At 65.1% G+C, this 20,794-nt stretch carries 20 protein-coding genes; 16 read left to right on the top strand and 4 right to left on the bottom strand.

Annotation, left to right across the window (positions count from 1 at the left end; translation table 11 throughout):
• Positions 1–111: 111 nt before the first annotated feature.
• The 8 genes from ACE3OA_RS07735 to ACE3OA_RS07700 all read left to right on the top strand — a co-directional run bounded on the left by ACE3OA_RS07735 (position 112) and on the right by ACE3OA_RS07700 (position 9,847).
• A complete protein-coding gene (locus ACE3OA_RS07735) occupies positions 112–1,218 on the top strand; it encodes an ABC transporter ATP-binding protein (RefSeq protein ID WP_374309661.1) in 1,107 nt (368 codons plus the stop codon).
• The gene (locus ACE3OA_RS07730; RefSeq protein WP_374309659.1) at positions 1,215–2,087 is read left to right on the top strand and encodes an ABC transporter permease; all 873 of its coding nucleotides are present in this window, start codon (positions 1,215–1,217) and stop codon (positions 2,085–2,087) included. Before ACE3OA_RS07735 ends, ACE3OA_RS07730 begins: the two co-directional genes overlap by 4 nt.
• Positions 2,088–2,090: 3 nt before the next feature.
• A complete protein-coding gene (locus ACE3OA_RS07725; RefSeq protein ID WP_374309657.1) occupies positions 2,091–2,921 on the top strand; it encodes an ABC transporter permease in 831 nt (276 codons plus the stop codon).
• Positions 2,922–3,085: 164 nt separating this feature from the next.
• Complete coding sequence (gene mutS / locus ACE3OA_RS07720) at positions 3,086–5,758, top strand: DNA mismatch repair protein MutS (RefSeq protein WP_374309655.1); 2,673 nt, start codon at positions 3,086–3,088, stop codon at positions 5,756–5,758.
• Positions 5,759–6,415: 657 nt separating this feature from the next.
• Complete coding sequence (locus tag ACE3OA_RS07715; RefSeq protein ID WP_374309653.1) at positions 6,416–6,550, top strand: hypothetical protein; 135 nt, start codon at positions 6,416–6,418, stop codon at positions 6,548–6,550.
• 219 nt (positions 6,551–6,769) lie between these two features.
• A complete protein-coding gene (locus ACE3OA_RS07710) occupies positions 6,770–7,771 on the top strand; it encodes a Bug family tripartite tricarboxylate transporter substrate binding protein (RefSeq protein ID WP_374309651.1) in 1,002 nt (333 codons plus the stop codon).
• Positions 7,768–8,352: a tripartite tricarboxylate transporter TctB family protein gene (locus ACE3OA_RS07705; protein WP_374309649.1), complete on the top strand. Its 585-nt coding sequence runs from the start codon at positions 7,768–7,770 to the stop codon at positions 8,350–8,352. Before ACE3OA_RS07710 ends, ACE3OA_RS07705 begins: the two co-directional genes overlap by 4 nt.
• Before the next feature lie 4 nt (positions 8,353–8,356).
• Entirely contained in the window at positions 8,357–9,847 is a 1,491-nt protein-coding gene (locus tag ACE3OA_RS07700; RefSeq protein WP_374309647.1) for a tripartite tricarboxylate transporter permease, read from the top strand.
• A 4-nt stretch (positions 9,848–9,851) separates the two neighbouring features.
• Here ACE3OA_RS07700 and ACE3OA_RS07695 read toward each other — a convergent pair whose 3' ends face one another.
• Both ACE3OA_RS07695 and ACE3OA_RS07690 read right to left on the bottom strand, forming a co-directional pair.
• Positions 9,852–10,352 carry a hypothetical protein gene (locus tag ACE3OA_RS07695; RefSeq protein WP_374309645.1) on the bottom strand — a complete coding sequence of 167 codons (501 nt, stop codon included), beginning with the start codon at positions 10,350–10,352 and terminating at the stop codon, positions 9,852–9,854.
• A gap of 207 nt (positions 10,353–10,559) precedes the next feature.
• A complete protein-coding gene (locus ACE3OA_RS07690; RefSeq protein ID WP_374309643.1) occupies positions 10,560–11,651 on the bottom strand; it encodes an aromatic ring-hydroxylating dioxygenase subunit alpha in 1,092 nt (363 codons plus the stop codon).
• A gap of 161 nt (positions 11,652–11,812) precedes the next feature.
• Here ACE3OA_RS07690 and ACE3OA_RS07685 point away from each other — a divergent pair, with 161 nt between their 5' ends.
• Positions 11,813–12,520 carry an aspartate/glutamate racemase family protein gene (locus ACE3OA_RS07685; protein ID WP_374309641.1) on the top strand — a complete coding sequence of 236 codons (708 nt, stop codon included), beginning with the start codon at positions 11,813–11,815 and terminating at the stop codon, positions 12,518–12,520.
• Positions 12,517–13,521 carry a Gfo/Idh/MocA family protein gene (locus ACE3OA_RS07680; RefSeq protein ID WP_374309639.1) on the top strand — a complete coding sequence of 335 codons (1,005 nt, stop codon included), beginning with the start codon at positions 12,517–12,519 and terminating at the stop codon, positions 13,519–13,521. Before ACE3OA_RS07685 ends, ACE3OA_RS07680 begins: the two co-directional genes overlap by 4 nt.
• Here ACE3OA_RS07680 and ACE3OA_RS07675 read toward each other — a convergent pair.
• Together ACE3OA_RS07675 and ACE3OA_RS07670 are read right to left on the bottom strand one after the other, a co-directional pair.
• Positions 13,484–14,842 carry a sugar-transfer associated ATP-grasp domain-containing protein gene (locus ACE3OA_RS07675; protein WP_374309637.1) on the bottom strand — a complete coding sequence of 453 codons (1,359 nt, stop codon included), beginning with the start codon at positions 14,840–14,842 and terminating at the stop codon, positions 13,484–13,486. The genes ACE3OA_RS07680 and ACE3OA_RS07675 overlap by 38 nt on opposite strands.
• Positions 14,839–15,135, bottom strand: coding sequence for a PepSY domain-containing protein (locus ACE3OA_RS07670; protein ID WP_374309635.1), 297 nt, complete (start codon positions 15,133–15,135; stop codon positions 14,839–14,841). The genes ACE3OA_RS07675 and ACE3OA_RS07670 overlap by 4 nt, the downstream gene beginning before the upstream one ends.
• 169 nt (positions 15,136–15,304) lie before the next feature.
• Between ACE3OA_RS07670 and ACE3OA_RS07665 the strand changes: the two genes are divergently transcribed.
• The 6 genes from ACE3OA_RS07665 to ACE3OA_RS07640 all read left to right on the top strand — a co-directional run bounded on the left by ACE3OA_RS07665 (position 15,305) and on the right by ACE3OA_RS07640 (position 20,775).
• A complete protein-coding gene (locus ACE3OA_RS07665) occupies positions 15,305–15,649 on the top strand; it encodes a PepSY domain-containing protein (RefSeq protein WP_374309633.1) in 345 nt (114 codons plus the stop codon).
• Complete coding sequence (locus tag ACE3OA_RS07660; protein WP_374309631.1) at positions 15,646–16,311, top strand: response regulator transcription factor; 666 nt, start codon at positions 15,646–15,648, stop codon at positions 16,309–16,311. The genes ACE3OA_RS07665 and ACE3OA_RS07660 overlap by 4 nt, the downstream gene beginning before the upstream one ends.
• A 13-nt stretch (positions 16,312–16,324) precedes the next feature.
• Positions 16,325–17,692, top strand: coding sequence for a sensor histidine kinase (locus ACE3OA_RS07655; protein WP_374309629.1), 1,368 nt, complete (start codon positions 16,325–16,327; stop codon positions 17,690–17,692).
• Between the two features lie 302 nt (positions 17,693–17,994).
• Entirely contained in the window at positions 17,995–18,495 is a 501-nt protein-coding gene (gene rimP / locus ACE3OA_RS07650; protein ID WP_374309627.1) for a ribosome maturation factor RimP, read from the top strand.
• Positions 18,496–18,512: 17 nt separating this feature from the next.
• Positions 18,513–20,036, top strand: coding sequence for a transcription termination factor NusA (gene nusA / locus ACE3OA_RS07645; protein WP_374310892.1), 1,524 nt, complete (start codon positions 18,513–18,515; stop codon positions 20,034–20,036).
• A gap of 52 nt (positions 20,037–20,088) precedes the next feature.
• Positions 20,089–20,775 carry an RNA-binding protein gene (locus ACE3OA_RS07640; RefSeq protein WP_374309625.1) on the top strand — a complete coding sequence of 229 codons (687 nt, stop codon included), beginning with the start codon at positions 20,089–20,091 and terminating at the stop codon, positions 20,773–20,775.
• Positions 20,776–20,794: the final 19 nt, after the last annotated feature.

The following is a 20,794-nucleotide window of genomic DNA, read 5'->3' as shown; positions in this document are numbered from 1 at the left end:
CGTCATGGTCCGCGAAGGCGGACCACCCACGAATTTGCGGGCAACTAAAAAAGTAACTCATGGGTGGTCCGCCTTCGCGGACCATGACGAAACGTTGTGAAACGGGCGACAATGGCTGGCGAAACGATCCTCGAAATCCGCGACCTTCGGAAGAATTTCGGCGCCTATCAGGCGCTGAAGGGTGTGTCGCTCAGCGTGGCGCAAGGCGAGTTCATCGCCCTCGTCGGCCCATCGGGTTGCGGCAAGACCACGCTCCTCAAACACATCGCCGGTTTCGAGGAGCCGGACAGCGGCAGCCTTGTCATCGACGGGCAAGCCATGCTGGGCGTGCCGGCGGCGGCCCGGCCCACCTCGATGGTGTTCCAGAAGCTGGCGCTGTTCCCGCACATGACGGTCGCCGACAATATCGGCTTTCCGCTGAAGCTCCGGAAGGTCGATCCCGCCATCATCGCCAAACGCGTCGATGAGATGATCGATCTTATGCAGTTGAAGCGCGAATATCTCACGCGCTTCCCGCGCCAGCTTTCGGGCGGCGAGCAGCAGCGCGTGGCGCTGGCGCGTTCGATGATCTCGGAACCGAAATTGCTGTTGCTGGATGAACCGCTCTCGGCGCTCGATGTGAAATTGAAGAAGGTGCTCCAGGCGGAACTGAAGCGCCTCCACCGCAGCGTCGGCGTCACCTTCGTCCATGTGACGCATGATCTCGAAGAAGCCATCATGCTGGCCGACCGCATCTGCGTCATGCGTGCGGGCGAGATCCTGCAGGTGGGTGGACCCAACGACATCTATTACCGACCGGCCGACAGTTTCGTGGCGGGCTTCATCGGCGACACCAATCTCATTCCCGTCAACATCCGGTCGAACGATGCCGGCGGCGCCGTCATTGAAGCGCCGGGGCTCCAGGCGGCCGATCCGCGCGTGCCGGCGAATTATGTGGCGCCGGGCCTGGGCACTGGCCCGGCGTTGCTGATGGTGCGGCCCGAATTGCTCACCCCTCTGGTCGCGCGCGAAGCGGCCGAGTTCTCAGTCGATGTCACGATCACCGAAATCTTCTGCAAGGGCGGCACGGTGCAGTTCCGCTCCAGCATGGCCGACGGATCGCCGCTGATTTTCGAACTGCCCGGCGCCTCGCAACAGCCGGCGGAGATCGGCGACAACTTGCGCCTCGGCTTCCCAAAGCGCGACATCTATCTCTTCCGCGAGAAGGCGGCAGCATGAGCGGCGAGATCGAACGCAGCTGGCGCGATCCGGAGCTGGTGGCGAAGGCGCTGCCCAGCGTGTTGCTGCAGACCGGCTTCTTCCTGGCGCCGCTCCTCATGACGGTGGCGCTTACCTTCCAGCGCACCAAGAATTTCCAGCTGACCTGGACCTGGTCGCTGGAAACCTGGACCGACATCTTCACCAAGCCGCATTACTGGACGATCCTAGCGCACACGCTCTTCATGGCGATCGCTTGCGTTGTCCTCTGCCTGCTCATCGCCTTTCCCGTGGCCTATGCGCTGGCGACGCGGCTCCGGGCCTTCCAGAATCATGTGAAGGTGCTGATCACCTTCGCCTTCCTCACCGACGCCACCTTGAAGACCTTCGGCTGGGTCCTCTTCCTCGACAAGAACGGGGCCGCCAATTTTCTGGTGCGGGGCCTCGGCTTCGAGGGCGACGCGGTCAACATCCTCTTCACCGATTGGGCCACCATGCTGGGCATGGTCTATAACCTGCTCTCCTTCGCCATCTTCACCATCTACCTCTCGATCGACGCCATCGACAGGTCGTTGATCCTCGCGGCCTATGATTCCGGCGCCAGCAAGTTCCGCGCCTTCTGGGAAGTGACGCTGCCGCTGGCCCGGCCCGGCATCTGGGCCGCCTCGGTCCTCATCTTCCTTTTGGCCGTCGGCGTGTTCCTCGAGCCCAAGGTCCTTGGCGGCGGCAAGTCGCCGATGTCGGCGGAACTCATCCGCCAGACCTTTGAGACGCGCGTCAACTGGCCGCTGGGTGCTGCACTCACGCTGGTGCTGATGACGGTCGCGGTCTTCGTGGTGCTGCTGTTCAGCCGGGTCTATTCGCTGAAGCGCCATATGGGGCCTGTCTGAATCATGGCTTATCCCACACCGACACCCTGGATGAACGCGAAGAGCGAGGCGCAGCTTGCCAATGTGCTGCTCTACGGTTCCGTGGCCGCCGTGCTCATCTTCTTCTATTTGCCCATCTTCACGCTCATTGCCTTCTCGTTCCAGGAAGGACGCTATCCGACCTTGCCGTTCGAGGGCGTGTCGCTGAAATGGTATGTGGCGCTCTTCGAGAATTCAGGGGCGCGCGATGCGCTGTGGAACTCGACCGTCATCGCCGTGGTGGCGACCCTCTTTGCCACCGTGATCGGTTCGGCCGCGGCCATCGTCGCCGTGCGCTACCGCTTCCGCTGGCGCATTCCCTTCACGGGATTGAGTGCGGCACCGCTTGCCTTCCCGCAATTGCTGCTGGGCATCGTGCTGCTGCTGTGGTTCTCGGTGCTGGGGCGGACGTTCAATTTCAATACCGGCGTCGTCACCGCGATCATCGGCCATATCGTCTACATCACGCCCTTTGCCATGGTGATCGTGGCGGTGCAGGTGTTCAATTTCGACAGCACCCTCGAAGACGCGGCGCGGGATTGCGGCGCCGGCACCTTCGAGGTCTATCGCTATGTGACGCTGCCGCTGCTGTGGCCGGGCATCTTCTCCGCCGGCATCTTCGCCTTCCTGCTGAGCTGGGGCAATTTCTACCTCACCTACAGCCTGGCCGGCTCGACGCGGACCCTGCCCACCTTCGTCTTCTCCGGCATCGCCACCGGGTCCTCGCCGCTTTATCCGGCGATCGCCACGGTGGTTTTCATTCCCGGCATCCTCCTCGTGATCCTCGCCGACCGCGTGCGGCGGAAGGCTGCTTAGCTCTCAGGAAGCCATCAGGCGCTCCCCCTCACCTCGACCCTCTCCCGCAAGGGGAGAGGCAGTTTTTACCGAGCTTGGACACAAAGCCCCTCGCCCCTTGGGGGAGAGGGGTTGGGGTGAGGGGGCTTTGCGAATCCCGCCCCCCGGTGCTAAGCCTGCGGCCCATGGATAATCAGCCTTCCCCTGAAACCCCGCATTGGGCGCGCGAATCGGCGGATGCGACGCCGATGATGGCGCAATACCTCGCCGCCAAGCGCGAGCATAGCGACGCGCTGCTGTTCTACCGGATGGGCGATTTCTACGAGATGTTCTTCGAGGATGCGGTCAAGGCCGCGGCCGCCCTCGACATCGCGCTCACGAAGCGCGGGCGCCATGCCGGCGAGGAGATCCCCATGTGCGGGGTCCCGGTGCATGCGCATGAGGCCTATCTCTCGAAGCTCGTGCGCCAGGGTTTCAAGGTCGCGGTTTGCGAGCAGGTCGAGGACCCGGCGGAAGCCAAGAAGCGCGGCTCGAAATCGGTGGTGAAGCGGGCCGTCACACGCATCGTGACGCCTGGCACGCTGACCGAGGATTCGCTGCTCGATGCCAGGCGCCACAATTTCCTCGTCGCCGTCACCGAGGCGGGGGGTGAGTTGGGCCTTGCCTGGGTCGATATCTCCACGGGGAGCTTCTTCGTGCAGAAGGTCGCGGAGCGGGATCTGGCCGCCGCCATGGCGCGGCTCGATCCCACGGAAATCCTCATCGCCGACCGGCTGCTGGCGCGGGCCGAGCTCTTCGAGTTCCTGGCCGATTACAAGAAGCGCCTGTCGCCGCTCCCCTCCGCGCGCTTCGACAGCGACAACGCCAGGAAGCGCCTGACCGGGTTCCTCGGCACGGCGACGCTCGATGCCTTCGGCAGCTTCACCCGCGCCGAAGTGGCGGCGGCGGGTGCTGTCCTCGACTATGTCGAACTCACGCAGCAGGGCAAGATCCCGCGCCTGTCGGCCCCCCGCCAAGTGGTCGACGGTGCGCTCATGGAGATCGACGCGGCGACGCGGAGGAATCTGGAGCTCATCCGGTCCCTGACCGGCGAGCGGCAGGGGTCGCTGCTGGCGGCCATCGACCGCAGCCTGACGGGGGCGGGCGGGCGTCTGCTCTCCGATTGGCTGTCGGCGCCGCTCACCGATGTCGCGGCCGTCAATGCGCGGCTCGACCTGGTCCAGTACCTGTTTGGCGAAGATAATTTGCGCGGGCAGTTGCGCGAGGCCCTGCGCCGCGTGCCGGATCTGGAGCGGGCGCTGTCGCGCCTGACCGCGGGGCGCGGTGGCCCGCGCGATCTTGCCGCCATCCGCGACGGGCTCAAGGCGACGGCGGATTTCCGGGCGCTGATTGCGGAAAAGCAGGCACCGGTGCCGGCAATGCTGCAGGGCGCCAATGCCGATCTTGGCCATCACGCGGAGCTGGTCGACCGCCTCGGGCGCGCACTCGCTGAAGAGCTGCCGCTGCTGACGCGCGATGGCGGTTTCATCGCCAGGGGCTATCACGCCGAGCTCGATGAGTACCGTAGCTTGCGCGAGGATTCGCGGACCCTCATTCTGGAACTGGAAGCGCGGCTCAAAAGCGAGACCGGCATTCCGGCGCTTAAAATCCGGCACAACAACGTCATCGGCTATTACATCGAGGTGACGCCCGTCCATGCCGACAAGCTCAAAGGTGACGCGCGCTACATCCACCGGCAGAGCATGGCCAATGCCATGCGCTTCTCGACCGGGGAACTGGCTGAACTGGAAAGCAAGATCGTCCATGCCGGCGACCGCGCCATTGCCCTCGAGCAGCGCCTGTTCGAGGATCTGGTCGCCGAGACGATCGGCCGGCAGGAGATGATCGCGAAGGCCGCCGGTGCCCTGGCGCTCATCGATGTCGGTGCGGCGCTTGCCGAACTGGCGCGCGAAGGCGATTGGGTCCGCCCTGAGATCGACGACGGCGCCGAGTTCGTGATTCAAGCCGGGCGGCATCCGGTGGTGGAAGCGGCTCTGCTGCGCGCGCAAGGCGGCAGCTTCGTCGCCAATGATTGCGACCTCTCGCCGGAGAAGCGGCTGTGGCTGGTGACCGGTCCCAACATGGCCGGTAAGTCGACATTCCTGCGGCAGAACGCGCTCATCGCCATCCTGGCGCAGATGGGGAGTTTCGTGCCGGCGAGGGCCGCCCGGATCGGCATCGTCGACCGGCTGTTCAGCCGTGTGGGGGCCGCCGACGATCTGGCGCGCGGCCGCTCGACCTTCATGGTCGAGATGGTGGAGACGGCGGCGATCCTCAACCGCGCGACACCGCGCTCGCTGGTGATCCTCGACGAGATCGGGCGCGGGACAGCGACCTTCGACGGCCTCTCCATCGCCTGGGCGTGCCTGGAGCATATCCATGAAGTGAATGGCTGCCGCGCCTTGTTCGCGACGCATTACCACGAGCTGACGCATCTTGCCGGCACCCTTTCCGCGCTGAAGCCGCATACGATGCGGGTGATGGAATGGCAGGGCGAAGTGAAGTTCCTGCATGAGATCGGCCCCGGCGCCGCCGACCGCTCCTATGGCATTCATGTGGCCAAGCTCGCCGGTCTCCCGGCAGCCGCTCTCCACCGCGCCGAGGAAGTGCTGGCCACGCTGGAAAAAGGCGACCAGGCCGGGGCGCTCACGCGGCTGGTCGACGATCTGCCGCTCTTCTCCGTGCAAGCGCCGGCAGCGCCGTCGCTCTCGAAATCGAGCGCGGTCGAGGAACGGCTGAAAGCGGTCAACCCCGACGAACTCACCCCACGCGCGGCGCTGGAGGAGCTTTATCGGCTGCGGGGGTTGCTGGGCGGTTAGAACCGTCACTTGCGGCCCCTCACACCAACCTCACCTCTCCCATCCCCATCGGGAATCGCTCGGGCAGCAAGCGGCCGTTTCGTGTCGGCCGCGACGTGGGCGGCTGCCTGCCGTCCCAGGAGGGGAACCCGGTCACCGCGTCGGGTCCAGCGGGGGCCGACATATCCATCTGCGGCCCGAGGGGAGCGTCCTGTGACCCGGGACTCGCGGGGGATCGCTCATCCAGCCGATCCGGGAGGCCGGTTGCAGCCACCGGCCCAGGCTGCCCCCGGTGGAAGGGAGGCGATATGGTCGGCCTGCGCCCCGACCGGGGCTTGCGCCGAAGACAACCGAGCGATTCCGGATGGGCACCGGAGGGACTGTGTGCACCAGTAAGCTAGTATCAAATTCCTAGGCAATTGTCAAGAACAATTGCGGAACAATAATGGCTGGCCAAGTTTAGCATATTTTCAATGTTGAATGCGCCGGATGGCAAATGCATTCAGGCAGGTAAAATATCTGAATTAATATAAATAGTTATGCGGGCATTGGCGTCTGAGCGTTAGCTGAATTCACAGATCTGATAGATATTGTCGCTCAATTACGCATGTATAATAGTTGAATATCGGAGAGCGCATGAATATTGGTTGTGTAGATATCTTCCGGAGTATTCACACCATGACGCTGCGTAATCTGGCCCGACTGGGCCTTGCCATCCTGCTGCTGACCGGCCTCGTTGCCGGCGGCGTGCATGCCAAGGCGGCATCCACCCAGACGAGTCTGGCAATGACGAGTCTGGCAATGCGGCTCTGAGGCGCGGTGCGGCGGCAAAAGCTCCGACGCGACGCTGGTAGACCAAAGGAGGGGCTGCGGCGCATTGACCCACCCGCTCCAGCCTGTCAGCTTTCGGGCAAGCGTTGTGCGGCTGGGGAGAGTCGCGCAGTGCCCGCAAAAATGCGCCAATCAATGGCCGCTTTGGCTGACCGTTGGGGGGAAAGGCTGTCCAAAGGCCAATCCAGATGGGAGGAAGTCATGAACGATCTTTCACGCCGCCAGATGCTCAAGGGCGGTGCTGCCCTGGTTGCCATCGCCGCCGGGGGCGGCACGCTCACGGGCGGCATGCTGCTGCCGAGCGCTGCCTATGCCGCCCTCGAATCCCTCACTGTCGTCGCCCCGGCCAAGCCCGGCGGCGGCTGGGACCAGACGGCGCGCGCGATGCAGGAAGTCCTGCAGGGTGCTGGCATCGTCAGCGCCGTCCAGGTTGAGAATGTCGCCGGTGCCGGCGGCACGGTGGGTCTCGCGCAATTTGCCAATCGGAAGGGCGATGCCAGCGCGGTGCTGGTCGGCGGCCTCGTCATGCTGGGCGCCATCCTCACCAACAAATCGCCGGTCACGTTGAAGGACGTGACGCCGCTGGCGCGCCTCACCGGCGAATATGAAGTGATCGTCGTGCCGGCCGCTTCGGAACTCAAATCGATGGGCGATCTCGCGGCCAAGCTCAAGGCCGATACCGGTTCCGTCTCCTGGGGCGGCGGTTCGGCCGGCGGCACCGACCATATCCTTGCCGGCCTCATCGCCAAGGCGGCGGGTGCCGATGTCACCAAGCTCAATTACGTCGCCTTCTCGGGCGGCGGCGAAGCGCTGGCGGCGATCGTCGGCGGCCATGTCACCTGCGGCGTCAGCGGCCTCGGCGAATTCGAAGCGCAGATCAAGGCCGGCGAGCTGCGCGCACTCGCCATCTCCTCGGGCGAGCGTCTGCCCGGGCTCGATGCGCCGACCTTGAAGGAATCCGGCCTCGACGTCGAACTCGCCAATTGGCGGGCCGTCTTCGGTGCCGGTGAACTGGCCGATGCCGACAAGGCAGCCTTGCTCGACGCCGTCGACCAGATGGTGAAGTCAGACGGCTGGAAGAAGACGCTGGAGACCAAGGGCTGGATGGATACGTATCTGGCCGGCGATGCCTTTGCCGCCTATCTCGGGGAAGAGGAAACGCGGGTCACGGCGGTCCTGAAGGAAATCGGTCTGGTCTCGTGACAGCACCCAAATATCAGCCGGGCGGGGTCCATCCTCAGGGAGATTCAGCCCCGGCAGATATAGGGAGCAGCTTTCAACGCTGGCAGGGCATCGTCATCGGCGCTGTCCTGCTGGCGCTGGGCGCCGGTATCTGCATCGTCACCTTCGGCGTCACGGCATTGCCAGGCCAGGACAGCCTGGGGCCGCGCCTTTTCCCTGTTCTCATCGGCGGCGGGCTCGTGATCCTGGGCGTTGCCAATGCCTGGTCAGGCTGGCGCGCGATGCGGCAGGGCCTGCCGCATGAAGGGGCCCTCATTCCGGTGAGCGATGAGGAGGCCGTTGCCGAGCCCGGCGACTGGCCGACGGTGTTGTGGGTCATCGCCAGCCTCGCCATCGGGGCGCTGGGCTATAAGAGCGTCGGCTTCATTCCCGCGGCCTGGGTCGTCTTCATCCTGACGGCCCGGGGCTTTGCCGGGCGCTGGAGTCTCCGCGACGCGCTGGTCGGCCTTGTCGTCGTGCTGATCGCTTTCTTCGGCTTTACCAAGGGCCTCGGCCTGCCCTTGCCGAGTGGCGTACTGGCCTTCATCCTCGGGGGACATTGACGCAATGGATACCTTGAACGGGTTGATGCAAGGCTTCGTGGTGGCCTTCACGCCCATCAACCTCCTGTGGTCGCTGCTGGGCGTCACCTTGGGCACAGCCATCGGCGTGCTGCCCGGCATCGGTCCGGCGCTCACCATCGCCTTGCTGCTGCCGGTGACCTATCACCTCGACCCCACCGCCGCCTTCATCATCTTCGGCGGCATTTATTACGGGGCGATGTATGGAAGCTCGACCACCTCGATCCTGCTCAACGTGCCGGGCGAGACCGGCTCCATCGTCACCGCCATCGACGGGCATATGATGGCTAAGAAGGGCCGGGCGGCGGCGGCCCTCGCCACGGCGGCGATCGGCTCCTTCGTTGCCGGCACCATCGCCACGGTGGGGTTGAGCTTTCTCTCCCCCATCATGGTCAAGATCGCGCTGCTGTTCGGGCCGGCGGAATATTTCAGCCTGATGGTGCTGGCCTTCGTCACGGTCTCGGCCTTGCTGGGGAGTTCGATCCTGCGCGGCCTCACCGCCCTCTTCATCGGCCTCGCCATCGGCCTCATCGGCATCGATGCGCAGACCGGCCAGGCGCGTTTCACCTTCGGCCTGCTACCGCTCCTCGACGGTCTCGACGTGGTGGTGGTGGCGGTCGGCCTCTTTGCGCTGGGTGAGGCGTTCCATGTGGCTTTCCGCGAAGCAAGGCGGCCGGAGGAATTGAGCAGCGTCACCGGCAGCCTGTGGATGTCGAAAAGCGATTGGGCAAGGTCGTGGAAGCCGTGGCTGCGCGGCACGGCGCTGGGGTTCCCCTTGGGCTCATTGCCGGCGGGGGGCACGGAGATCCCGACATTCCTCTCCTATCTCATCGAGAAGCGGCTTTCCAAACGGCCGCAGGAATTCGGCCAGGGCGCCATCGAAGCCGTGGCCGGGCCGGAAGCCGCCAACAATGCGGCGGTCGCGGGTGTGCTGGTGCCGCTCCTCTCCTTCGGCCTGCCGACCTCCGCCACGGCCGCCATTCTGCTGGCGGCGTTCCAGCAATATGGCATCCAGCCGGGGCCGCTGCTCTTTTCCAGCAACAGCACGCTGGTCTGGGCGCTCATCGCCAGCCTCTATCTCGGTAATCTCATGCTGCTGGTGCTCAACCTGCCGCTGGTGGGATTGTGGGCGAAGCTGCTGCTCATCCCGCGGCCGCTGCTCTATGGCGGCATCCTGGTCTTGTCGATGCTGGGCGTTTATTCGCTCAACAATTCGGTGTTCGATCTGTGGCTGCTGCTGGGCATCGGCCTCCTCGGCTTTGCCATGCGGCAATTCGAATATCCGGTGGCACCGCTGGTGGTGGGCCTGATCCTGGGGCCGATGGCGGAAGAACAGTTCCGCCGCGCCTATGCCATCGCGCAAGGGGATATGAGCGTCTTCGTGACGCACCCGATCTCGGCCGCCCTGCTGGCCATCGCCGCCGCCTGCGTCATCGGCCCGTTCCTGCTGCGCCGGCGCAGCTCCAGCCGGGGGTAGGGATTCAGCGCGGGGCGGGCGGTACCATCTGGAAGGAGCGGCGGTTGACGCCGTCATCGAGATCGACGGCGATGGCGTAGCGCTGCCAGTTCAGCCGATAGGCGGCGATGTCGGCGATGCGCAGTTGCACGCGGCTTTGCGTCATGCGGCGGACGGCGCCGCCGCCATCCGAGGAAAAGATCGGGAAGCCGATGCCGATGCCGGTGGAAACACCGCTGCTGGAGCCACCCACCACGCCGACACCGACATTGGGCCGCACGCTGCTGCCGCCGCTATAGGTCTGGCGGTCGCGGTCGATGGCGAAGGCCTCGGTCACCCGGCCGTCGGGATCGATGAGGCGCGCCGCCTTGACGGGCAGGGGATCGTCGATGGTGACGACGATGATGGTCTCATCTTCGGCGCTGATGGCAGCGGTCACCGATTCATCGATGCCGCCGGGCCTTGCGGAATTGTAGCCGCAGCCGGCGAGTGTCAGCAGAGCGAAAGCGAGGATCGGTATGCGCATGCGCCGAATGTGGCGCAGAAAAATCCGCCGGCCTAGTGCAGACACGAAAATGTGATGAAAGCGTGTGAAGGGCCCCTCACCCCAACCCCTCTCCCCCCGGAGGCGAATGCCGACCTTCGTCGGCGGAGGGGCGAGGGGCTTCGTAGCCAGCTCGATCGAGACTCCCTCGCCCCGCGAAAGCGGGGAGAGGGTTGGGGTGAGGGGCGGCTACTCCCGGATTCCCTGCGAGTTCAAGGCGGCGCGGACTTCGTCGTGGTAATATTTGACGCCCATCTCGTGGCGCGGGCTCAAGGGGCCGCGCTGGTAGATGCCGGCTTCGAGATTGGCCTGGGATTGCTCGCAGATGCCGAAATCCTCGCGCACGATCTCACAATTGGTGTCGATGGTCTTCTGCTGCGCCGGCAGGAGTGAGGGCGACAGATCCTGGAAATAGAAGCTGTAATGGAGCGTCGTGGCGCGCGGCCCATGCGGCACGATGCGCGAGGCGTTCATGCCGTCGGGATAGACCGAGAGCGTCATGTTGGGCCAGATCCACAGCCACAGCCCGCCATAGATCGAGCCGGATTTCTGCGGCGCCTTCATGATGACGACATGCTTGGCATAGGTGGTTTCGAAGGCGTTGAAATCGATGGCTTGGATGAGGCCCGGATGGATGCCGGGGATATGGTAGCCTTCGACGAAATTGTCGGTATAGGTCTTCCAGTTGCATTTGATGGCGAAGTCGGCGTCGCTGCGCTTATTGAAGCTTTCGATCGGATAGGGTTCGACCAGCCTGGCGACGTCGCTCAAGTAATCGCCGAGCGGTTCGGCCTTGCCGTCGATATTGACGAAGACGAGGCCGCGCCAGGCATCGAGGCGCACCGGCTTGAGGCCGTGCTCCTCCTTCCTGAACCAGTCGCATTCGCCGAAATGGGGTGCCGCCTTGAGCTTGCCGTCATGGTCGAAGGCCCAGCCGTGATAGCGGCAGCGCAGCACATCGCAATGGCCGGTCCCTTCGGCAAAGAGCGGTGCTGCGCGATGCGGGCAGAGATTGTGGAAGGCCTTCAAGGCGCCATTGCGGTCGCGCAGCACGAAGATGTTGAAGCCCGCGACCATGATGGCGGTGTAGTCGCCGGGCTGCGGCAGGTCCGCCTCGCGGCAGGCGAATTGCCAGGTGGCGGCGAAGACCGACCAGCGTTCGGCCTCATAGACATCATCGGCGTGGTACCAGCGGGCCGGCAGGGTATAGAGCGGCGTCGTCTTGCCATCGATCATCGTGCCGGTCATTGCCGAAGCCTGGGTGCCCGTATCCGGTGCCATGTCGCGTCCATCCCGCTAAAATTCAGCTGTATCATAGCAGCGGCGGCGCTGCTTGCCAGTACCTCCGGCGCGGTAGAGGGCGAGAGGATTGCGGCCAGCCAAAGGCTGTGATCCACTGCCGCCCCACACTTTGTCGTGCAACAAAATCCCCGACTAAACGCATGCAACTGATCGGCCTCATCGGTGGCCTCTCCTGGGAGTCCACGGCGGAATATTACCGCATCCTCAACCGCGGCGCGCAGGCGAAGCTGGGCGGCGTGCATTCGGCGCGCGCGCTCATCTATTCCTTCGATTTCGGCGAGATCGAGGCGCTGCAGCACAGGGGCGATTGGGACGCGGCCAGTGCCGCCATGGTCGAGGCGGCAGGGCGGCTTGAGCGTGGCGGGGCGGATTTCCTGGTGATCTGTTCCAACACCATGCACCGCATGGCGCCGGCGATCGAGGGTGGCGTGGGCATTCCGCTGCTGCATATTGCCGATCCGACGGGTGCCGCGATCCGGGCCGCGGGGTTGAAGCGCATCGGCCTGCTGGGGACGGGCTTCACCATGGAGCAGCCCTTCTATCGGGCGCGGCTGGTGGATCGCTTCGGTCTCGAGGTGATCGTGCCGGATGCTGCCGGCCGCAAGATCGTCCACGACATCATCTACAGCGAATTGGTGAAAGGCATCGTGCGCGATGAGTCGCGCGCCGCCTATCGCGGCGTCATCGACCAGCTCATTGCCGAGGGGGCGCAAGCCGTCATCCTCGGCTGCACCGAGATCATGCTGCTGGTGGGGCCTTCGGATTCCGCCGTGCCGCTCTTCGACACCACCACCCTCCACGCCGAAGCGGCGCTGGAGCGAGCCTTGCAGGAGAAGGAGCCATCATGAAGCCGGTCAAATGGGGCATCGTCAGCACCGCCGATATCGGGGTCAAGAAAGTCATCCCGGCCATGCTGCGCGCCAAGGGCGTGGAGATCGCGGCGATCGCCTCGCGTGATGCCGCGCGCGCCAGGGAGGTTGCGCAGAAGCTCGGCATTCCGAAATCCTACGGCACCTATGAGGCGCTGCTGGCCGATCCGGAAATCGAGGCGGTCTACAACCCGCTGCCCAACCATCTCCATGTGCCGGTGACCCTGCAGGCCCTGGCCGCCGGCAAGCATGTGCTGTGCGAGAAGCCGATTGCGCTGACGGCGGCGGAGGCCGGGCAGCTGACCGACGCCGCCAAGAAGGCCGGAAAGCTCGTCACCGAGGCCTTCATGGTGCGCTATCACCCGCAATGGCGCCGGGCGCGGGAGCTTGCGCAATCGGGGAGGCTCGGCGATGTGAGCCTGATCAGCTCCGTCTTCACCTATTACAATGTCGATCCCGCCAATGTGCGCAACATGGGCGATATCGGCGGGGGCGCCCTCTACGACATCGGCTGCTATCCGATCGTGACCGCCCGCTTCGTCTTCGGGGCGGAACCGGTGCGCGTTTCGGCCGCGATCGATTGGGACCCGACATTCAAGACCGATCGCCTCACGTCGGCCCTGGCGGAATTTCCCGGCGGCCGGCACCTCGTTTTCGCTACCGCCACGCAATTGGTGCCGCGCCAGCATGTGCAGATCCTCGGCACCAAGGCGCGGGCCGAGGTGATGATCCCGTTCAACGCCCCGCCGGGCCAGGCCACGACCTTGCGCATCGACGACGGATCGGACCTCACCGGCGCCAATATCGTGACCGAGGTGCTGCCGGCCTGCGATCAATACGCCCTGCAGGGCGAGGTCTTTTCACAAGCCATCCGCGGCGAGGCGCCGCTCGACTTCGGCATCGACGACGCGATCCTCAACATGCGCGTCATCGACGCCATGTTCAAAGCGGCCAAGAGCGGGAAGTGGGAGAACGTGTGAGAGGATAACTGTGCTGCAGCTCCAACCGTTGCAGATGATGCCGCAATAACGGCGCCAGCGGGCTCTGCCCGATGGGTTGGCGGTGGACGCGCTGCAGGAAGGCGACGTCGGGCATGGCGTTGCCTTCGACGATGATGACACCGTCCGGCGTCACGGCGATGTCCCAGCCCAGCAGGATGCGGTCGGTGAAGGCCCGGTGCGCCTTGATCGCAGCGGCCTGGACATCGGGCCAGGCGGTGAGCAAGCGGCCAGCGACCGGGGCACCGGTCAGCGGATGACGCTCATGCCAGTCGAGAATTCCCGGCAGCTTGTCGCCGGTCATGGCCCCCATGCGGCCGGTCCTGAGATCGATTGGCGCTGCATATTCGGTGGCGTCGTTCCAGGAAGGCTCCAGCTTGGCGATCACGCGCAGCATGCCGTGCGTCACCTGCGGCGTGCCCACGGCGTCGAGACAGGTGATGACGCGGATGACGATAAGCGATTCGCTCGCCAGATCGGCGATATCGGCGTGGTTCACGAGGCGCGGCTGCACCAGATAATCGGCGCGGGTCGATGCGCGCGCCAATTCCCGGAGATAGGCATCGAGCGCGCAGAGGCGCCCATCGGGCAACAGGTATGCGCCGGCCCCGGCATAGCGCAGCAGCGTGGTGCCGCGCGCACCTTTGCCGCGCCGCAGCTTGACGAAGAGATCGCATCCCTCCGCGACGCCACCGTCCAGAGTCTCAAGCCGACCGCGGATTGCGCTCATGAGAACCGGCACCGCCGGCACGTGGTGCTGGCGGCAACGCGCATGGAAGGCAAGCTTGTCACCGAGCGGCGAGCGTTCGGCCGGTTGGCGCGGGGCAAGGCGCCGCAATGCGCTGAAGAGGCCGTTCTTGGTCTCGTATCGGGTGAGCGTGTCGGCGGCACGCCGCGCGCCACCCGACCGGTACAGCTCCTGCATGTAATAGGTCTGTGCATCGAGCCGTTCGCGCCAGGCGAGCCGGACCATGTCCCGGGCCTGCTCGGTCCGGCTGCGCCCATTACGGCGCGCCACCGCCGACGCCAGACGGGCCCAGCAATAGCCTGCATGGGCGGCAAGGGCGATCTGGCGCAGCATTGGCCAATGCAGCAAAGGCACGGCCGGATGGCGCGGCTGGTCGTAAAGCGCCAAGTCGCGGAACAGGCGGCGGGCCAGACTGCCGAGGCCTTCGGCTGGGCGCAGTCCCCAGTCGATGGGGCGGGCGCGTTCGCTGGCAATGAAATCGCGCCAGGCTTGCGTCGGCGCGCCGATGCGCCCCTCGTCGTCAATGACCAAACGGCGGGTGAGAGGCGCGTTCATCGCCGCGTCTCCGCATTCTTCACGATATTGCCGTCATAGGGGTTGAGCGTCAGCTCGACCTCGGCGCCGTGCTTGTCGGTTCCGGAGAGCTCGTAGCAGCCATGCTCGGTCTCGATTCTGGTGATGCGATAGCCAAGCGTCTCGCCGAACTTCGCCGCGGCCTCATGTGACATCGCGGCCATTCCCTGCGGCGCGTGGCAGACGTGATCGTCGCTGGCCACGGCAAGGCCGACCGCAACGGGTAGCGAGCTGAGGCCGAAGAAAATGGCGGCGGAGGTGATGGTCTTCCACATGATGCTCTCCCTCAAATTTGGCCGCCGGAACGGAGTCGGGCGGTGCGATGCGGGGAGGCTAGCGGGATGGGCCTGACGGTCGGGTAACGGGAGCTGTCAGCGATCTGTCAGCTTGGTTTTGCCATCAAGGGAATGAGATGTTACCGATGTTTTCATGAGTGCCGAGACGATGCCCCTTTTGACCATGACCCTGCGCCTGCTGGCGGTTGCCGGCGTCCTCGCGTTGCCGCTGCTGACCGCGCCGGCGCCGCGTGCCTTCGCCCAGGCGGCGGAAGAAGACGTCGACCAGGAGGTCGCGCGCAAGGCGCTGGAGAACAAGGAAATCCTGCCCTTGAGCACGGTTCTCGCCGAGGTCGAGGGCAAGGTCACCGGCGATGTCGTCGAGATCGAGCTGGAGCGCAAGCTGGGCCAGTGGGTCTATGAGATCGAGGTGATCGGCGAAGATGGGCGCGTGCGCGATATCGATGTCGACGCGAAGACCGGCGAGGTCATCAATGTGGCGCTCGACGAATGAAAGTCCTGCTGGTCGAAGACGATCCCCGCATTGCCGAGGAAGTGGCGCTGGCCCTCACGGGTGCCGGCTACATCGTCGATGCGGTGCGCGATGGCGAGGACGCCTGGTTCAAGGGCGATACGGAAGAATATGACGCGGTGGTGCTGGATCTGGGCCTGCCGCAGATGGACGGACTCTCCATCCTGAAGAAATGGCGCGCCAACGAGCGGCGCTTTCCGATCCTCATCCTGTCGGCGCGTGGCAGCTGGAGCGAACGCGTCGAGGGCATCGACAGCGGGGCCGACGAATACCTGCCCAAGCCTTTTCACATGGCGGAATTGCTGGCGCGGCTGCGCGCCATTATCCGCCGCTCCGCCGGCAATGCGACGACGACCTTGAGCGTCGGGCCGGTGACGCTCGATCCGAGGCAGATGCGCGTCACCGAGGCGGGCCAGCCGGTCAATCTTTCGCCGCTCGAATACCGGCTGCTGTCCTACCTGCTGCACCATGCCGGCCGGGTGGTGACGCAGATCGAATTGACCGAGCATCTCTACGCCCAGGATTTCGAGCGCGACAGCAATGCGATCGAGGTGCTGGTGGGGCGCGTGCGCAGGAAGCTGCGGCATGAGCTCATCGAGACGCGCCGGGGCTTCGGCTACATCGTCAATGGGCCGGCGGCATGAGGGGGCCGGCGACATGAGCGGCCGGTCGCTGCGCCTGCGGCTGCTGCTGGCCGCGGCGATTTCCGTCAGCCTGGCGCTGGTGCTGGCGGGTTTCGGCCTGGTGGCATTGTTCGACCGCCATGTCGAGCGCCGGGTCAATGCCGAGCTCCATACCTTTGTCAACCAGATCGCGGCGGGCGTCGATTTCGCGGTGGGCGGCTTGCCGCAGCTCAACCGGCCGCTTGCCGATCCACGCTTCGAGCGGCCCTATGGCGGGCTCTATTGGCAGATCGTCGATGAAGCGGGGGACGCGCAGCGCTCGCGCTCGCTGTGGGACTATGTGCTGCAGCTGCCGGCGCCGGCGGAGGAGAGCGGCCGCCCGCAGCGTTATGAGATCGCGGGCCCACAGGGAAAAATGCTGCATGTCTATGAGCGGCGCATCGTCTTTCCGGCGGCGAGCGGGGAGCGCACCCTGCGCATCGTCGTCGCGGTCGACCAGCACGAGCTCGACAACGCGCGTGACGAATTCGTCGAAGATATCGCCCCGGCCCTCATCATTCTGGCGCTCGTCCTGGTGGCGGCTGCCTGGGTGCAGGTGAATGTGGGCTTGAAGCCGCTCGAGGCCGTCCGCCAGGGTGTGGCCGCCATCCGCACGCAGCGCGCCCGCCGGCTGGAACCGGATTTCCCCGACGAGATCATGCCGCTGGTCAATGAAGTGAACGAGCTGCTCGACGCGCAGGACCGCACGGTCGAGCGGGCGCGCATGCGCGCGGCCGATCTTGCCCACGGCCTCAAGACCCCGCTTACCGTGCTCGCCAACGATGCCGAGAAGCTGCGCCGCAAGGGCGAGGGCGACATGGCGCGCGAGATCGAGGAACTGGTGCGCGCCATGCAGCGCCATGTCGATCATGAACTGGCCCGGGTGCGGGTAGCAGCCCATAGCCGGCGCCAGGCCGCCGCGGCGGATCTCGGCAAAGTGCTGCGCGGCATCGTCGAGACCATCCGCCGCACGCCGCAAGGCGAGAAGCTGAGCTGGGAGGTCAGCGGCGCGGAAACCAGCGCGATAGTCGCCGTGGACGCCCATGACCTCGCGGAAATGCTGGGCAATCTGGTCGACAATGCCGCCAAATGGGCGTCCGGCCACGTCGCCATCCGGATCGGCCGGGAGGGCGGCATGGCGGTAGCGACGATCCGCGATGATGGGCCGGGTGTCCCGGCGGCGGCCACCGAGGCGCTGGGGCGGCGAGGCCTGCGGCTCGACGAAGCTGTCGCCGGCACGGGCCTGGGCCTGGCCATCGTGCGTGAACTCCTTGATGCCTATGGCGGATCCCTCACTTTGGCCAATGCGCCCGAAGGCGGCCTGGTGGCCGAGATGCGGCTGCCGGCCGCCGCCGGCCGATGACCCTGGCGGGGTTGGGGAAAATTTATATTTTTCAATAATATGACGCGGATGTGGCAGTTTGGTGCCGGTAGAGGCCCGCAGCCACAATCTCCTTGCATCCTGCCTTGAAATCCCTATATTCCCGGGCAAATCCCAGGGTCCGATGAGATCCAGTTGAGAGGGTGGGCCCAAAACGGCCCGCCTTTTTTGTTGGGCAGCTTTTGGCGCGGCGCTGCTGGGATTGACCAAATCCCAGATTCGACCACTCCCGGGTTCGACCGCTCCTGGGACGACGCCAAACCCCGATGATTGCCTGACCTCGTATGAGTCTGACCGACCACATCGCCGATTTGATTGCCCCCAGCATCGAAGCCCTTGGCTACGAAGTGGTGCGCGTGACCCTGGCCGGGTCGCAGCGCAAGGTCCTGCAGATCATGGCAGAGCCCCAGGACGGGCGGGTGATGTCGGTCGAGGATTGCGCGCGCGTCTCCCGCGCCGTTTCCGCGATCCTCGACGTCGAGGACCCGATTTCGGGCGCCTATTCGCTGGAGGTTTCGTCGCCCGGTATCGACCGGCCGCTGACCCGGCCCAAGGATTTCGACCGTTTTGCCGGCCACGAGGCCAAGATCGAGACGCATGAGCCGGTCGACGGCCGCAAGCGTTTCAAGGGCATCCTCAAGGGTGTCGCGGGTGAAAGTGTGAAGATCGACAGCGAGGGGGCGGAACTGGCCCTCCCGCTCAACCAAATCGCCAAGGCCAAGCTGGTGCTGACCGATGCGCTGATTGCAGCGCATGAGGCAGCAGCAGAAGCCGAACTGAATTGACGCCAACCGAGGACAACATGGAAACGATTGCCATTCCCCGTATGGAGCTGCTGCAGGTCGCCGACGCGGTCGCCCGCGAGAAGGGGATCGACCGCGACGACGTGCTGACCGCCATGGAGCAGGCCATCCAGAAGGCCGGCCGCTCGAAATACGGTCACGAGCACGACATCCGCGCCCAGATCGACCGCAAGACCGGCGAGATCAAGCTGATCCGCGTGCAGGAAGTGGTTGACGTGGTCGAGAACGAGGTGACCCAGATCCCGGTGAAGGCGGCGGCCCGCCGCAAGCCCGACGCCAAGGTGGGCGACCTCCTCATCGACGAATTGCCGCCCATCGATTTCGGCCGCATCGCCGCCCAGACCGCCAAGCAGGTGATCGTGCAGAAAGTGCGCGAATCCGAGCGCAAGCGCCAGTTCGACGAGTTCAAGGACCGTAAGGGCGAGGTCATCAACGGCTTGGTGAAGCGCGTCGAATTCGGCAACATCACGGTCGATCTCGGCCGTGGCGAAGCGATGCTGCGCCGTGACGAGCTGCTGCCGCGCGAAACCTTCCGCACCGGCGACCGCGTCCGCGCCATCATCTTCGACGTGCGCGAAGAGCAGCGTGGGCCGCAGATCTTCCTCAGCCGCACCCATCCCGACTTCATGGCCAAGCTGTTCGCCCAGGAAGTGCCGGAAGTCTATGACGGCATCATTGAAATCAAGTCGGTGGCCCGCGACCCCGGCAGCCGCGCCAAGATCGCCGTCATGTCGAATGACAGCGGCATCGATCCGGTCGGCGCCTGCGTCGGTATGCGCGGCAGCCGCGTCCAGGCGGTCGTCCAGGAATTGCAGGGCGAGAAGATCGACATCATCCCCTGGAGCCAGGACCAGGCCACGTTCGTCGTGAATGCTTTGGCCCCGGCCGAAGTCTCCAAGGTCGTCATCGACGAGGATACCGGCCGCATTGAAGTCGTGGTGCCGGATGACCAGTTAAGCCTGGCCATCGGCCGTCGTGGCCAGAACGTGCGCTTGGCCTCCCAGCTCACCGGCTTCGACATCGATATCCTCACCGACGCCCAGGAATCCGAGCGCCGCCAGGAAGAATTCAAGTCGCGCTCGCAGACCTTCATGGACGCGCTCGACGTCGACGACGTCATCGCCCATCTGCTGGTGACCGAAGGTTTTGCGTCGGTCGAGGAAGTGGCCTTTGTGCCGACCGAGGATCTGGCTGGCATCGAAGGCTTCGACGCCGACGTCGCCGAAGAGCTGAAAGCCCGCGCCCAGGCCTGGATCGAGGCTGAATCGGAGCGCTCGACCGCCAAGCGCAAGGAAATGGGCGTCACCGACGAGGTGGCGGCCATCGACAAGCTGACCCCGCCGATGCTGGTGGCGCTGGGCGAGAAGGGGGTCAAAACCCTCGACGACCTCGCCGATCTCGCCGCCGACGAACTGGTCGACCCGAAGGACGGTATCCTGAAGGAATTCGACCTCACGTCCGATGACGCCAACGCCATCATCATGGCGGCGCGCGCGCATTGGTTCGAAGACGAGAAGAAGTAAGGACCCAGCCAGAGGCGCCATGGATTTGAGCCCGCACCAGGACCCGATCATCATGACTTCCGCGGATGAAACCGATCCGGCGGCGGTCCATGACGATTCCCTGATCCAGGATGCCTTGGCGGGTTCGAGCGGGCCCGAGCGGACCTGCATCGTGACGCGGCAGGTCATGGACAAGGGGCGGATGATCCGCTTCGTGGCCGGACCCGCCGGTGATATCGTGCCGGACCTCAAGGGCGACCTGCCGGGACGTGGATTTTGGGTGACAGCCGACCGCCAGATTCTGGCTGAGGCCGTGCGCAGGCACGTTTTTACCAAGGTTACCAAGGGCCAGGCCAAGGCCGACGCCGGTCTTCCCGACCGGGTGGTGCAGCTGCTGGAGCGACAGCTCCTCGACCAGCTGGGCCTTGCCAAGAAGTCGGGGCAGTTGGTGGCCGGCTTTGACAAGGTCGAGGCGGCGCTCCGGGCGGGGCAGGTGAAATTCCTGCTCGAAGCCAGCGACGGTTCGGCCGACGGGCGGGGCAAGCTGGCGCGACTGGCCGGTCCTGGGGTAGAGATATGGGCGCCTTTGCCATCCGAAGCGCTGGCGCCGGCCTTGGGCCGGCTGCATGCGGTTCATGTGGCGGTGAAACCGGGCGGCATGGCCGAGCGCTTGGCGCTGACCCTGCGCCGGCACGCCGGTTTTGCCCAAATTGGTCCAAATCAATCTGGTTCGGGCCAGCAGGGCGACAACGAGATTTAGAGCTAAACGACGTACTTTA

This window comes from Dongia sp., from assembly GCF_041906375.1.
Lineage (GTDB): Bacteria > Pseudomonadota > Alphaproteobacteria > Dongiales > Dongiaceae > Dongia.
Note: the sequence above shows the minus strand (reverse complement) of the source record. Positions and strands in the feature narration are given on the sequence as shown.